Annotated in this window: 15 protein-coding genes; 6 read left to right on the top strand and 9 right to left on the bottom strand. The window is 61.7% G+C overall.

Annotated features, from left to right (window positions below; translation table 11 throughout):
• Window positions 1-86 precede the first annotated feature (86 nt).
• Entirely contained in the window at window positions 87-1,109 is a 1,023-nt protein-coding gene (locus EFD56_RS21915; RefSeq protein WP_126906265.1) for a zinc-dependent alcohol dehydrogenase family protein, read from the top strand.
• A 39-nt stretch (window positions 1,110-1,148) separates the two neighbouring features.
• Here the strand turns inward: EFD56_RS21915 and EFD56_RS21910 are convergent, their stop codons facing one another.
• A complete protein-coding gene (locus tag EFD56_RS21910; protein ID WP_064828276.1) occupies window positions 1,149-1,559 on the bottom strand; it encodes a rhodanese-like domain-containing protein in 411 nt (136 codons plus the stop codon).
• A 71-nt stretch (window positions 1,560-1,630) separates the two neighbouring features.
• Between EFD56_RS21910 and ftrA the strand changes: the two genes are divergently transcribed.
• The 3 genes from ftrA to prfH all read left to right on the top strand — a co-directional run bounded on the left by ftrA (window position 1,631) and on the right by prfH (window position 4,655).
• The gene (gene ftrA, locus EFD56_RS21905; RefSeq protein ID WP_064828275.1) at window positions 1,631-2,632 is read left to right on the top strand and encodes a transcriptional regulator FtrA; all 1,002 of its coding nucleotides are present in this window, start codon (window positions 1,631-1,633) and stop codon (window positions 2,630-2,632) included.
• Window positions 2,633-2,830: 198 nt separating this feature from the next.
• Complete coding sequence (locus tag EFD56_RS21900; protein ID WP_126906264.1) at window positions 2,831-4,054, top strand: RNA ligase RtcB family protein; 1,224 nt, start codon at window positions 2,831-2,833, stop codon at window positions 4,052-4,054.
• Window positions 4,041-4,655: a peptide chain release factor H gene (gene prfH / locus EFD56_RS21895; RefSeq protein ID WP_064828274.1), complete on the top strand. Its 615-nt coding sequence runs from the start codon at window positions 4,041-4,043 to the stop codon at window positions 4,653-4,655. The genes EFD56_RS21900 and prfH overlap by 14 nt, the downstream gene beginning before the upstream one ends.
• A gap of 101 nt (window positions 4,656-4,756) precedes the next feature.
• Here the strand turns inward: prfH and EFD56_RS21890 are convergent, their stop codons facing one another.
• From EFD56_RS21890 to EFD56_RS21870, 5 genes are all read right to left on the bottom strand, one after another.
• Window positions 4,757-5,005, bottom strand: a complete 249-nt coding sequence (locus tag EFD56_RS21890) for an SEC-C metal-binding domain-containing protein (RefSeq protein ID WP_126906263.1) — start codon at window positions 5,003-5,005, stop codon at window positions 4,757-4,759.
• Window positions 5,006-5,076: 71 nt separating this feature from the next.
• Window positions 5,077-6,390: an NAD-dependent dihydropyrimidine dehydrogenase subunit PreA gene (preA, locus tag EFD56_RS21885; protein ID WP_012484950.1), complete on the bottom strand. Its 1,314-nt coding sequence runs from the start codon at window positions 6,388-6,390 to the stop codon at window positions 5,077-5,079.
• Window positions 6,391-6,404: 14 nt separating this feature from the next.
• Complete coding sequence (locus tag EFD56_RS21880; protein ID WP_126906262.1) at window positions 6,405-7,766, bottom strand: NAD(P)-dependent oxidoreductase; 1,362 nt, start codon at window positions 7,764-7,766, stop codon at window positions 6,405-6,407.
• 513 nt (window positions 7,767-8,279) lie between these two features.
• On the bottom strand, window positions 8,280-9,275 hold the full coding sequence (locus tag EFD56_RS21875) for a sensor histidine kinase (protein WP_037117032.1): 996 nt from the start codon (window positions 9,273-9,275) through the stop codon (window positions 8,280-8,282).
• A 192-nt stretch (window positions 9,276-9,467) separates the two neighbouring features.
• Window positions 9,468-10,262, bottom strand: coding sequence for a response regulator (locus tag EFD56_RS21870; protein WP_004677120.1), 795 nt, complete (start codon window positions 10,260-10,262; stop codon window positions 9,468-9,470).
• Window positions 10,263-10,518: 256 nt separating this feature from the next.
• On the opposite strand from EFD56_RS21870, the gene EFD56_RS21865 reads away from it, so the two are divergent.
• Window positions 10,519-10,725 carry a NepR family anti-sigma factor gene (locus EFD56_RS21865; protein ID WP_012484947.1) on the top strand — a complete coding sequence of 69 codons (207 nt, stop codon included), beginning with the start codon at window positions 10,519-10,521 and terminating at the stop codon, window positions 10,723-10,725.
• 10 nt (window positions 10,726-10,735) lie between these two features.
• Window positions 10,736-11,293 (top strand): RNA polymerase sigma factor, encoded by a 558-nt coding sequence (locus tag EFD56_RS21860; RefSeq protein WP_004677121.1) that lies wholly within the window; start codon window positions 10,736-10,738, stop codon window positions 11,291-11,293.
• Between the two features lie 199 nt (window positions 11,294-11,492).
• Here the strand turns inward: EFD56_RS21860 and EFD56_RS21855 are convergent, their stop codons facing one another.
• The 3 genes from EFD56_RS21855 to EFD56_RS21835 all read right to left on the bottom strand — a co-directional run.
• Window positions 11,493-11,891, bottom strand: coding sequence for a hypothetical protein (locus EFD56_RS21855; protein ID WP_004677122.1), 399 nt, complete (start codon window positions 11,889-11,891; stop codon window positions 11,493-11,495).
• A 9-nt stretch (window positions 11,892-11,900) separates the two neighbouring features.
• The gene (locus EFD56_RS21850) at window positions 11,901-12,245 is read right to left on the bottom strand and encodes a DUF883 family protein (RefSeq protein WP_012484945.1); all 345 of its coding nucleotides are present in this window, start codon (window positions 12,243-12,245) and stop codon (window positions 11,901-11,903) included.
• A gap of 420 nt (window positions 12,246-12,665) precedes the next feature.
• Window positions 12,666-13,008, bottom strand: a 343-nt coding sequence (locus EFD56_RS21835; protein ID WP_164736854.1) for an integrase core domain-containing protein, incomplete at its 5' end; no start/stop codon positions are given.

Below are 13,008 nucleotides of genomic sequence, written 5' to 3'. Positions count from 1 at the left end.
GCACCATTCTGTCGATTTAATATCGCAACAGCGGATATATTTTCAACGATATATCTGCGGCTCCTCAATCGAGAAGGAGCAGAAAGATGCAGATGACAAGGCAGTGGCAGACCGAGACGATCGGACCGGACGCCGATCTGAAGATCGGTGAAGCCCGAATTCCCGAGGTGTCGGGCACGATGGTCCGGGTGCGGACGCAGGCGGTTTCTCTCAACTTCCGCGACAGGCTGGTGCTGGAGAGCGGCATGGGACTGCCGTTGAAGTTTCCCTTCGTGCCGGCCTCGGACATGGCGGGCGTGGTCGAGGCCGTCGGGCCTGACGTGACGCGCTTCAAACCCGGAGACCGGGTGATCTCCACCTTTTCGCCGGACTGGATCGAGGGCCGGGGGCCGGGCACGGCCCGCACTCCACATTACCGGACACGCGGCGGCTTCTATCCGGGCGTGCTGTCCGAACATACCGTGCTTTCCGAGCAGTGGTTCACGCGTGCGCCTGATACACTCGATGCCGCCGAAGCAAGCACGCTGCCCTGCGCCGGCCTGACCGCGTGGTTCGCCCTCATTGAATGCGGCAGGCTGAAAGCCGGCGACAAGGTGTTGGTGCAGGGAACCGGCGGCGTCGCGCTCTTCGGCCTGCAGATCGCCAAGGCGCATGGCGCCGAGGTCTTCATTACGTCAGGCAGTACCGAAAAGCTCGAGCGGGCGTCGGCGCTCGGCGCCGATCATCTGATCAACAGGCACGACGGCGACTGGGTGGAGCGGCTCTATCACCTGACGGGGGACTACGGCGCCGACCATGTGCTTGAGATCGTCGGCGGGCCGCATCTCGGCCAGGCGCTGAAGGCCGTGGCGGTCAACGGCCGCATCTCGGTGATCGGCGTGTTCGAGGGGTTCGACATCTCGGGGCCGGCGGCGCCCTTCCTTCTGAAGGCGCCCATCGTACAGGGAATTTCGGTCGGTCACCGTCGGGCGCTGGAAGATCTGGTGCGCGCCGTCGACCGGACCGGGCTGAAGCCTGTCATCGACAAGCGTTATGCCTTCGAGGAATTGCCGCAGGCGCTCGATCATCTCTATCGCGGCCCGTTCGGCAAGGTCGTCATCGAGTTTTGAAACATGCGCTCCCCTCGCGTCGTGGAGGGGAGCTTGCGGCTATTCGGCAGCGACGGCCCCGCTTTCGAAGGCGAGGCCTTCGTCGGCCCAGCCGGTCATGCCGCCGATCATCAGCTTCGCCCTCAGGCCGAGCCTGGCGAGGCGGAGAGCGGCCTTATCCGCGCCGTTGCAGTGGGGTCCGGCGCAATAAACGACGAACAGCGTGTCCCTTGCCCATTCCGACATGCGGTGCGCGGTCATCTTGCCGTGCGGCAGGTTGATCGCGCCCGGCAGGTGGGATTGCGCAAACAGGCCCGGCGAGCGCACGTCGAGGAGAACGAAATCGACCTTGGCGCCGGCAAAGGCGGCATGGACATCGGAGCAATCGGTCTCGAAGGCGAGCTTGGCGGCATAGTGAGCGGCGGCGAGATCGGGCGCGGCGGCTGGTATTTCGGAGACGGGGCTTGGCATCTGTCTTTCCTTTGCGTGTTGGAATTGCAGCCTGGTATCGCCGATGGTAGAGCTTTGCGAAATTGGCCATCATGACCGACAGCGTAAAGATCATGCCAAACACATCGCCGCATCAGACGAAAGCACCGCTGGTCGCAGCCCTTGCCTATGACGGACTTTGCACCTTCGAATTCGGCATCGCCTACGAGGTCTTCGGCCTGCCACGTCCGGAGATGGGCGAGGGCTGGTATCGCTTCTCGGTCTGCGGCATCGAACCGGGGCCGCTTCGCGCCGCCGGCGGGTTGACGGTTGCCGTCGACAAGGGGCTGGAGGTGCTCGAGGAGGCGGACCTGATCGTCGTGCCGGGCTGGCGGGCGATCGACGCGCCGGTGCCTGCGCCGCTGATCGCTGCCTTGCGGGCTGCGCACGGACGGGGTGCGCGGGTGATGTCGCTCTGCTCCGGCGTTGCCGTGCTTGCTGCGGCCGGTCTGCTGGCCGGACGGCGGGCGACCACGCACTGGCGCTACGTCGCCTCGATCGCCGCGCGTTATCCCGACATCAGCCTCGATGCCGACGTTCTCTACATCGACGAGGGCAGCCTGCTGACGGCGGCGGGCAGTGCCGCCGGCATCGATCTCTGCCTGCATGTGGTGCGCGGCGATTTCGGCGCGGATGCCGCCAACAGCGTGGCGCGACGGCTCGTCGTTCCGCCGCATCGTGAGGGCGGGCAGGCGCAGTTCATCGCGGCTCCCGTGCCGGAAGAGCGCGAGGGCATCCGTCTCGGGCCGCTGATCGAGTGGATGCGGGAAAGCCTGTCCGAGGAGCAGCCGATCAATCTGCTCGCCAAAAGAGCGGGCATGAGCATGCGCACCTTTCAGCGCCGCTTCGAAGCCACAACCGGTGAGAGTGTCGGCGAATGGCTGCTGAAGGAGCGGCTGCGGCACGCGCGCGATCTCCTGGAGAAGGAGCTTGCCGTGTCGCTCGACGACATCGCGACATCAAGCGGCTTCGGCACGCTCGCGACCATGCGCCATCATTTTCGTCGGCGGCTGGGGACGAGCCCAAGCGCCTATCGGAAATCATTCTGCGGTTAGCGCGCCTCATGCTTGCAATTACGTCTCACTTCGCCTAAGGGGACCTCTCTATTGTTCTGGAAAAGGGAGCGCCACGATGACGAATATCTCCGCACGCCCCGAGAGGGTTTCGGCCTAAGTCAGCCAAAGGGCTGATGATGCCGGTTGAACATCGCCGTTTCCGGCGATGAAGACTACTCATATCCAGAGTTCATTATCATGGGCAATTCTATCGGGAGCGGAAGCTCCCCGATGACCCCGGCGTCAGATCCGGCGATCATCAATCGTTTCTTTTCCAGTTCCGCCTGGAACGAAGGCGCTGCCTTGGACCAGCTCGACGAGATGTCGCGACTGCCGGGTGTATCGGAAATAGCCGCCTTTCCGGATCTGCACCCCGGCAAATACGGTGCGACCGGCGTCGCCGTGCTGTCGTCGAGGCTGCACCCGCTGCTGATCGGCAACGATATCGGCTGCGGCATGTCGCTCTTCGGGCTGGATCTGCCGTTGCGCAAACTGAAGATCGACAAGGCGGTCGAGCGGCTTCGCCGGCTTGAGATGCAGGCGATCGGCGACACTGGCGAACGACTCGCCGAAGCCGGTCTGCCCGCCGACCTCGCGCCCGATGCCTTGGGCACGATCGGCGGCGGCAACCATTTCTGCGAGCTGCAGGCGGTGGAAGATCTTGCTGAGGGCGGACGCTCTGCCGGTCTCGACGATTACGGGCTTTATCTCCTCGTCCATTCCGGCTCACGCTCCCTTGGCGCCGCCGTCTTCTCGCAGACGGTGACTGCTCATTCGGGGCTCGCAGCCGGCCTCGATCCCGGCTCGGAGACCGGGGCCGCGTGGCTTGCGCGCCATGATCGCTGCGTTGCCTGGGCATCGCTGAACCGGCGGCTGGTCGCAGTTCGGGCGGCTGCGTCGCTTCGCGCCGATCTGCGTCTCATCGCCGATATCCCGCACAATCTCGTTCGTCGTTCAGAGCGCGGGTTTGTGCATTACAAAGGTGCTGCGGCCGTGGCCCCCGGTGAACTCGCGCCGATTGCGGGATCGCGTGCAAGCCTGAGCCATTTGGTTGTTGCAAGCGCCGGCGTCAGCCGTTCGCTTGGTAGCATCTCTCATGGCGCCGGCCGCAAATATGATCGCGCCACCATGCATGGGCGTGTCGGTCGCAATCGGTCCGAAAGGGAGCAGCTGCTGCGCAATCCCTGGGGTGGTATCGCCATCTGCGACGACCGCGGCCTCGTCGTCGAGGAAGCGGCGCCGGCCTATAAGGATGCCGGGCAGGTGGTGAGCGATCTCGAAAGGGAGGGGCTGATCACCATGCTTGCCAGCCTGCGGCCGCTCGTCACCTTCAAGAAGGCGGTCGATGAGGCGGAGGTCGAACAGCGCCGGCGAAAGCCCGACCATCGCCGGGAAGGAGGGCGCGGCCATGAGCGCTATTGATCTTCTTCTTACATCGGGCAACGGTCCGGCCGAGTGCCGCATCGCGCTTTCTGCACTGCTCGGCATCCTCGAACGTGAGGCGATCGGGCTTGGCTGCTCTTTCGAGGTCAGCCTCGGTCCGATGCCCGACCAGCATGGCGCGAAGTCGGCGATCGTCAGCCTCGATGGTATGGAGGCGGGGCGGATTGCTGCCGGTTATTCCGGCACGATCAGGTTCACCTTCAAGAGTCCGGTGCGGTCCGGTCACAAGCGACAGAACTGGTACGTCGCCGTTCAGCGTATCGAGCCTGGGCCGGAAGGCGGCGAGGTGACGATCGATCCCGCCGACCTGCGTTTCGAGACGCTGAGGGCCGGCGGACCCGGCGGCCAGCACCAGAATACGACCGACAGTGCGGTGCGCGTCCTGCATCGGCCGACTGGTCTCGTGGTGACGGCGCGCGACGAGCGCTCGCAGCATCGCAACAAGGCGCTGGCGCTTCGGCGTCTTGAGGCAATGTTGCATCAAATCGAGGCTGAAAAGCAGGAGGCGGCCAAATCCGGACGCTTTATCGCCAACCGGACGATCGAGCGAGGCAACGAGGTCAAGGCTTTCAAGCTGTGATCCGATATGTCGCTCTAACCGCATAATAAACGGCGCCCTTCTGTAAGGGCGCCACCACCTTCAGTCACGGTCTCTAAAAATAGTAATCCCGTTCGATGCCGTCATAGCGGCCGGATTGCAGGCAGCAATTCTTGAAACCGCCTCCTGGAGCCGCAGGGGCAGGGATCGTTGCGGCCGAGTTTTTCGATCAGTTCGACACCGCCATGGACGATCTGCGAACCGCTTTTGACCCGGGCTTCGGATGGGAAGGATTTACGCCGTTTCGACGTGACCTCAAAAGCTGAAGTCGGTGAGGTATTTGCGAGCCATGGCTGCCTCCTCTTCGGTTGCACGCTGCGATGGCGCAGCATGATCCCCCTAGATCCATTGCGGGCCCAGTGCAACGCCGCGGATTAAACTTCTCCGCGGCGTTGCAGGCCCATCACTCCGCGGCCTGGCGGGCCATCGGGTTGTTCGGGTGCGTCGTCCAGTTGGCGTAGTTCGGGTCGACCACCTTGCCGGTGCGCTTGTCGAGGCTGCCAGCGGGGAGCTGCTCCATGGTGATGCAGTTCTCGACCGGGCAGACGCTGACGCAGAGATTGCAGCCGACGCATTCCTCGTCCATCACCTCGAAGTGGCGCAGGCCATTGACGACGTTGGTGATCGCCTGATGCGAGGTGTCCTCGCAGGCGATGTAGCAGCGACCGCATTTGATGCAGGCGTCCTGGTCGATCTTCGCCTTGGCGATGTAGTTGAGGTTCAGGTATTGCCAGTCGGTGACGTTCTGCACGGCGCGGCCGGTGATGTCGTCGAGGGTCTTGTGACCCTTTTCGTCCATCCAGTCGCTGAGGCCCGTGATCATTTCCTGCACGATCTTGAAGCCGTAGGTCATGGCGGCGGTGCAGACCTGCACGTTGCCGGCGCCGAGCGCGAGGAATTCGGCCGCATCGCGCCAGGTGGTGATGCCGCCGATGCCCGAGATCGGCAGGCCGTAGGTCTCAGGATCGCGGGCGATCTCGGCCACCATATTGAGGGCGATCGGCTTGACTGCCGGGCCGCAATAGCCGCCATGGCTGCCCTTGCCGCCGACCGTCGGGTTGGGGGCGAAATTGTCGAGATCGACGGAGACGATCGAATTGATCGTGTTGATCAGCGAGACGGCGTCGGTGCCGCCCGCCTTGGCGGCACGCGCAGGGCGGCGGATATCGGTGATGTTGGGCGTGAGCTTGGTGATGACGGGCATGCGGGTGTACTGCTTGCACCAGCGCACGACCATTTCGATATATTCCGGCACCTGGCCGACGGCCGAGCCCATGCCGCGTTCCGACATGCCGTGCGGACAGCCGAAATTGAGTTCGATGCCATCGGCGCCGGTCTCTTCGACGAGCGGCAGGATCGCCTTCCAGGCCTGTTCCTCGCAGGGCACCATGATCGAGGCGATCAGCGCCCGGTCCGGCCAGTTCATCTTGACCTGCTTCATTTCCCGCAGGTTGGTGTAGAGATCGCGGTCGGTGATGAGCTCGATATTGTTGAGGCCGAGCAGGCGGCGGTCGGCGCCCCAGATCGCGCCGTAGCGGGGGCCGTTGACGTTGACGACGGGCGGGCCTTCCTCGCCGAGCGTTTTCCAGACCACGCCGCCCCAGCCGGCCTTGAAGGCGCGCTCGACGTTATAGGCCTTGTCAGTCGGCGGCGCAGACGCCAGCCAGAACGGGTTCGGGGATTTGATGCCGACGAAATTATTGCGGAGATCAGCCATGGTTCTCTCTCCCCTCAAGCAACCGCGACAGCCGGAGCGGCTGCTGCGGAAAGGGTGCGATGGATGGATTCGGCCGCGTCGCGGCCGTGGGCAACGGCGGAAACCGTGAGATCCTCGCCGCCGAAGACGCAGTCGCCGCCGGCCCAGACGCCGTCGAGCGACGTGCGACCTTCGACGTCGACGGCGATGCGGCCGGATTCCATGCGCAGCGAACCAAGGCCGGAGGCTTCAAAGGTCTGGCCGATCGCCTTGAAGATCTGGTCGGCGGCAATCACGCCGGTCTCACCGGTGCCAACAAGGCGGCCTTCGACGAGCTTGGTGTATTCCACTTCGATCGCGGCGACCTTGCCGTCCTGCGCCAGGATCGATTTCGGCGCCAGCCAATGGCGGATGATGACGCCTTTGGAGCTTGCCAGATCCTGCTCATACTCGGAGGCGTTCATGTGCTCCTTGCCGCGGCGGTAACAGATCGTCACCTCTTCGGCGCCGAGCAGCTTTGCCTGCACGGCAGCGTCGATCGCGGTCATGCCGCCGCCGAGAACGACGACGCGGCGGCCGATGGCGATGTCGCTCTTGTCCTCGGCTTGGCGGAGTGCGGCGATGAAATCGACGGCATCGTCGACGCCCGCAAGGCTCTCGCCCTCGATGCGCAGCGCGTTGACGCCGGCAAGGCCGATACCGAGGAAGACGGCATCATATTGCGCCTGCAGGTCGGCAAGCGAAAAATCGCGGCCGAGAAGAGCGCCGTGGCGGACATCGATGCCGCCGACCGAAAGCACATAATCGACTTCCGCCTGCGCAAAATCGTCGACCGTCTTATAGGTGGCGATGCCATATTCGTTGAGGCCGCCGGATTTTTCCCTGGCGTCGTAGATGGTGACGGAATGGCCTTTCACCGCCAGGCGGTGAGCCGCGGCAAGACCTGCCGGCCCGGCGCCGACGATGGCGATCCTCTTTCCTGATGCTTCGGCTCTGACATAGAACTGTTTACCGGCCTGCATGGCGGCGTCGGTCGCGTAACGCTGCAGGCGGCCGATCTCGACGGGCCGCTCTTCGGCGGTGTTGCGCACGCAGGCCTTTTCGCAGAGCTCTTCGGTGGGACAGACGCGGGCACACATGCCGCCGAGGATGTTCTGGTCGAAGATCGTCTTTGCCGAGCCGAGCGGATTGCCAGTCGAAATCTGCCGGATGAACAGCGGAATGTCGATCGAGGTAGGACAGGCCGTCATGCACGGCGCGTCATAACAGAAGTAGCAGCGGTCGGCGGCGACCAGCGCCTCGTGATTGTCGAGGCGCGGATGAAGATCGGAAAAATTAGCTTCATACTCGGCGGGCGAAAGCCGACCAGCATGAATCCCAGTTTCCAGTCGTTCCATTGAAGTTCCCTCATTATCGGTAAACGGCCTGTGAGGGAAAGCGTAACTCAGGTTTAAAAATTTATCAAACGGTAAAATTTTGAAAGGCCGCTCTTTTGTGAGCCCGCGCAAATCACTGTTTTCTCATGATAAATTTTCTCACCTTGGGTCTGCGAACTATTCGCGCGTTCGCTCCAGAAAGCGCCTCCGAAAAAAGATTCAAAAAAGTGGAATTTTTTTACGATCGCAGGGAACCAAACTTGGATGTCGTCGTTATTGCGATATCCGGATGGTGATCGCATCGACCCAACATGCGCGCCCCCAACCCACTATCCGGACGTACTCACGGTCCCCTCCCGGTGAGTGAAGACAGCCGGTGCGCCGCCCTCGCACCGGCTGTTTTTCTTTTGCGGTTTGTCGTTAAAGCATGTCGCGCAAAAGTGTGCAGCGGTTTTGCGGAAACGACATGCGCCAGAACAAAGAGCTAAAGCGCAAAGAGCGAATCTGAAAGATCGCGACGCGCTTTAGCGCTGTTCACACACGCTTGAAGATTTCGAATTCGGTTTCCGGAATGGTCAGTCGATATTCGATGCGGCCGGGCACAAGGTTTAGTTCCGCTTTGCCGTTGACCGACGAGGGCACGACACGCTCCAGCACGGTGCGGCCGAAGCTGTTGTCGCTGAATTCATGGACCTCCGACTGATCCTGCAGCACTTCCGCCCAGGCGATTTCGATCGCCCTTCGGTCGCCAATCGCAGCTTCCCGGCAGTTGAGCGTGATGGAGGCAGCGCCGCCGGCAATTGCGCCATAGGAGGCGGAGTTCACGATGAGTTCGTGGAGGGCGAGCCCCAGATGTACGGCGGCATTCGGCGTCAGATGCGCGTTGATGCCGTAGATTGGCATGGAGCCCGATGTCTCCGGCCAGTAGGGGGCGAACTGCTTTTCGGCGAGTTCGAAGAGATAGGCGCCGCGCCAGCTCGAATCCGTGATCAGGTCCTGGGAATTGGAAAGCGATTGCAGCCGCCCGCGGAATTTCAGGAGGAAGCTGTCGAGAGACAACGTGTTTCGCGCCGTCTGCGTGGCAATGCCCTGAATGATGGCGAGAAGGTTCTTCGAGCGGTGCGAGAGTTCGCGCAGCAGCGATTTCAGTACTTTTTCACGATGCCGGCTTTCGGTGACCTCAGTCATGACGGACAGAAGCCCGTGCGTGCCACGGTCGCCGGTGCGCTGGATTTTCAGTTCGTAAGTGCGCATTTCGCCGTCGATGTCGATCTCGACTTCGGCATTGTTGGGGATACCGGTCTCCAGCACCTTGTGTTTCAGCGCTGTCAGATACTGCCCATGGGTGTCGCCGAAAAGGCCGGCATCAGTGCCGCCGGGCATGAAGAGCGCCGCGAAATAAGGCGGCAGATTTTCGGCGTAGAAAATCGAAAGCCGGGAGTCCTGGCAGAGAATTGAAATACCGGCGCTGCCGAGCGCCCGTTCCATCATTGCGGCTTTGCCTTCGAAGGTGAAAGGCGTGCCCGACAATGTTTCAGTCGTATTCACTCGGCCGCCTTTCCTTGTGACATTGTGAACGTCGCTGAAGGGAACGCCCTTCCAGAAACTGCCTGCCAACTCTAGAACAAAGCGCTGCAAAAACCGTTAAGGCCATCGACGCGTCCCGGCAGCACCGGAACGCCTGTTTCGATGGTTTGGTTCCGAAGGGCGGAAAATTGCGTCTCAGGCGGCTACTTTGGTCGATTCATTGAAGAAAAGCGCTTGGCTGATCAGTGCCTTGACCATGTCGGGGTTGAAAGGTTTCGTGACAAGGAAAGTGGGTTCTGGACGCTCGCCCGTCAGAAGCCGTTCCGGGAAAGCGGTGATGAAGATCACCGGCACGCTCGACGTCTTGAGAATGTCGTTGACCGCGTCGATGCCGGAACTGCCGTCGGCAAGCTGGATATCGGCGAGCACCATGCTTGGCTTCGTCTTGTTATAGAGCGCGACGGCTTCGGCATGGGTGCGGGCGATGCCGGTAACGCGGTGGCCGAGACTTTCGACCATCTGCTCGATATCCATGGCGATCAACGGCTCGTCCTCGATGATCATGATATCGGTTGCCACCTGACGGGAAATCTCCTGCGAAGCCTTGTCGAGCAGCTGCATGACATCCTGTTCATCGAGCTCAAGAATGTCTGCGATTTCGGCGACGCGGAAATTCTCCACGGAAGCAAGCAGAAAAGCCTGGCGGGCGCCGGGCGAGACCTTGGACAGGTTGAGGGTGGCGCGCTGTTCCCAGGCATATGGCGAGGTCGGTTCCGGAATCTGGACGGCAGTGGAACCAAATAGTTGCGTAAACAGTTTGTAGAGGGCGACCCGGTCATTCGCCGTATCCGGAAAAATCGATAGATCGGCAATGATGGCTTCAAGAACGGCGGCGACGTAGGCGTCACCTGAAGTCTGGGTACCGGTCAGCGCGCGGGAATAGCGACGCAGATAAGGCAGGTGCGGCGCAATTCGAGTAGAAAGTGTCATAAATGGCTCCTGTATACAGGCCGGCATTGGCTTCAATGAGCAATTAACGTCATCTTGATAAAAAAGTTCCGGAACGGCAGGAACTTTTTTCGTCGGGCCGCATTATTCCAGCCGACAAAGAAAGGGCGAGCATTTTGACCTACGCCGCGGCAAACATTGGCACCATCGATAATCGAAAACCTCGGTGTCGCTGGTTGAAGTCGTGATTATGCTGTGCACGCCTCTGCAACAAGACAACCGGCGAGAAGACGAATTGATGACCACACGCAAGAAGGAAGCAGCCGATCAGCGAAAGCTGGAGCTGCGGGCAAGCGATATCCTGGACCCGAACAATCAGATCGGTGTCAAATTGCGGTCGCTTTATGCGGCCGCACAGGGTGAAGCGATCCCCGATCGTTTTCTCGATCTTCTCGAAAAGCTCGACCATGCCGAGATGATGGCTTCCGCCAAGATGGCCGAATAGGACCGCCCGCATGGAAGATAAAGTGCAACCCAGCTTCAAGCGGGAACTGCTGGCGGCCCTCCCAAGCCTTCGCGCATTTGCTATTTCTCTGATCGGACGGCATGATCGTGCCGACGATCTCGTTCAAGACACCATCATGAAGGCCTGGGCCAAACAGGATCATTTCGAGATGGGCACCAACATGAAGGCCTGGCTCTTTACGATCCTGCGCAACGAACTCTACAGCCAGATGCGTAAGAGCGGCCGCGAGGTGCAGGATAGCGACGGCCTGTTTACCGAATCGATGGCGATGCACCCCTCGCAATATGGCGCGCTCGATCTGCAGGATTTCAAGAAGGCGCTAGACCAGCTGCCGCCGGACCAGCGCGAAGCGATCATCCTCGTCGGCGCCTCGGGCTTTTCCTACGAGGAGGCGGCCGAAATCTGCGGCTGCGCCGTCGGCACCATCAAGAGCCGCGTCAACCGCGCCCGCCAACGGCTGCAGGAATTGCTGCAGATCTCGGGCGAAGCCGATTTCGGCCCCGACGCCACCTCGGCGCCGCTGACGTCGAAGGCGTTTGCGTTTTGAGAAAATGATTGAGAAGAGCCGGCGGCCCTTCGGGTGTGGCAGAGTCGGAGCGGGGTGCGCTGCGGGTATGTTGCGGCCATCAACTTCTCGGCCCTCATTCCTGTGACAGGCACGGGAATGAGGTGGGTGGCGCGGGCGTCCGTGCCCAGTCGTCCAGTTATGTGGGTGTAGAAGCTCCGAGCCGTTTCTTTCCTCTTCCTCAATCCTCGCGCTTCGACCCCACCAGATTGGCCGCGACGATTGCCGCCAGCACGCCGGCGGTCAGGAGCGGCTGGGCGCGCACGAGCCCGAGCCCGACTGCCGCCAGTGATTCCAGGGCTGCGCGGCGCTCGCGGGCGCGGCGTTTCTCCTGGGCGTTGATGATCGCCATCACCACCACCAGGATGATGGCGATCAGTAGCGCGCAAGCGGCCAGGAAGAGGGCGGCGCCGACCGCGCCGTAGATGCCGGCGAGCCAGATCGCGCCGGCGGCGACTGCGAGCGCATAGGCGGTGAGGAGGAAGAGCAGGGCGAGCACAATGAAAATGCTGGTGCGTTTGGCGCGCGCCACGGTCCGGTGTACGCTTGCGCCCGTCAGCAGGCTGAGGATCGACAGCATCGCGCTTCCTCAGCGCCGGGCGAGGAAGGCTATGGCCAGGCCGAAGGCGGCTGCGGCGCCGATCGTTGCCAGCGGATGTTTGCGCACGGTCTCGCGCATCTCGGTCGCGCCGCGCTCGTAGCCGTGCTGCAATTCGCGTAAGAGATCCTCGCTGCGGGCGAGCAGTTCCTCATAACCGGCGCTTGCCTGGCCGCGGATTTTATCGCCCTGATGGCGGGAACTCTTGCCGACGAGGCGCGTCAGTTCCGCCAACTCGTCGCGCAGCGCCTCGATCTGTTCCTCGATGCCGGATTCGAAGCTGTGGAAGGTGCCGTTGCGGCGGCTGCGGCCGGAGTGAAAAATGGAATAGGTCATGGCTGTCTCCATTGGCTGGGGCGCGCGCAAGCCCGCCTGTTTTGCACGGGGGTCATGACCGTACGTTGCATAGATGAGACCGCCCGGCATTGACTCAAATCACTGCCGAAAACGTGCCGGGCGGTCAAAAGTTCCGCCGCGCAGGCCAGCTAGAGCCTTTCCTGGTTAGATTGAAGCATTCTGCCGGAGCAGGTTTTCGTCAGGGCAGAGGCGATTGGCGATGGGCGTACCCCCTGGTACGTCCGAGCCGATCGCCTCTGATCCTGGCGAAAAGATGCCCGGCCTTTCAGGTTGGCTGAAACGGGCCGGCTGATCGACCGGCCGGCTTGGCCGTAGAGCTGGGCTACGACGCGCGCCGGCCGGTCGACCATCCGACTCCGTTTGAGCCAACAGAATGCTTCAATCTAACCAGGAAAGGCTCTAGGTGTTTAGTCCCGGCATTTGATGGATGGGGTCGATGATGAATCGATCCGGCTCCAAAGTCCATCGTCTACAGATGAACTCGTAAGGCGTAAGGCCCTTTAACGTCTTGAGCCGGTGCCCGAAATTGTAGGCGTCGATAAAGTCGGCCAGATGTTTTTTCAACTGCGCATGATCGTCGTAGTGGAAGCGCTTGACGGTCGCCTCCTTGATCGCTCGGTTCATCCGTTCGACCTGTCCGTTAGTCCAGGGATGCTTCACCTTGGTCAGGCGATGCTCGATGCTGTGATCGTCGCAGACCCAATCGAAGATGTGCTGGAAGGCATTTCGATCACAAGCTCGG

The sequence above is a fragment of the Rhizobium phaseoli genome (assembly GCF_003985125.1).
Classification (GTDB): Bacteria; Pseudomonadota; Alphaproteobacteria; order Rhizobiales; family Rhizobiaceae; genus Rhizobium; species Rhizobium phaseoli.
This window is presented reverse-complemented; position numbering and strand designations above follow the sequence as displayed.

What these genes read in the sequence shown, in the direction of transcription:
- EFD56_RS21915 (WP_126906265.1), top strand. Translation starts at nt 87, where the DNA reads ATGCAGATGACAAGGCAGTGGCAGACCGAGACGATCGGACCGGACGCC.
- EFD56_RS21910 (WP_064828276.1), bottom strand. Translation starts at nt 1,559, where the DNA reads ATGCCAAGCCCCGTCTCCGAAATACCAGCCGCCGCGCCCGATCTCGCC.
- ftrA (WP_064828275.1), top strand. Translation starts at nt 1,631, where the DNA reads ATGACCGACAGCGTAAAGATCATGCCAAACACATCGCCGCATCAGACG.
- EFD56_RS21900 (WP_126906264.1), top strand. Translation starts at nt 2,831, where the DNA reads ATGGGCAATTCTATCGGGAGCGGAAGCTCCCCGATGACCCCGGCGTCA.
- prfH (WP_064828274.1), top strand. Translation starts at nt 4,041, where the DNA reads ATGAGCGCTATTGATCTTCTTCTTACATCGGGCAACGGTCCGGCCGAG.
- EFD56_RS21890 (WP_126906263.1), bottom strand. Translation starts at nt 5,005, where the DNA reads ATGCTGCGCCATCGCAGCGTGCAACCGAAGAGGAGGCAGCCATGGCTC.
- preA (WP_012484950.1), bottom strand. Translation starts at nt 6,390, where the DNA reads ATGGCTGATCTCCGCAATAATTTCGTCGGCATCAAATCCCCGAACCCG.
- EFD56_RS21880 (WP_126906262.1), bottom strand. Translation starts at nt 7,766, where the DNA reads ATGGAACGACTGGAAACTGGGATTCATGCTGGTCGGCTTTCGCCCGCC.
- EFD56_RS21870 (WP_004677120.1), bottom strand. Translation starts at nt 10,262, where the DNA reads ATGACACTTTCTACTCGAATTGCGCCGCACCTGCCTTATCTGCGTCGC.
- EFD56_RS21865 (WP_012484947.1), top strand. Translation starts at nt 10,519, where the DNA reads ATGACCACACGCAAGAAGGAAGCAGCCGATCAGCGAAAGCTGGAGCTG.
- EFD56_RS21860 (WP_004677121.1), top strand. Translation starts at nt 10,736, where the DNA reads ATGGAAGATAAAGTGCAACCCAGCTTCAAGCGGGAACTGCTGGCGGCC.
- EFD56_RS21855 (WP_004677122.1), bottom strand. Translation starts at nt 11,891, where the DNA reads ATGCTGTCGATCCTCAGCCTGCTGACGGGCGCAAGCGTACACCGGACC.
- EFD56_RS21850 (WP_012484945.1), bottom strand. Translation starts at nt 12,245, where the DNA reads ATGACCTATTCCATTTTTCACTCCGGCCGCAGCCGCCGCAACGGCACC.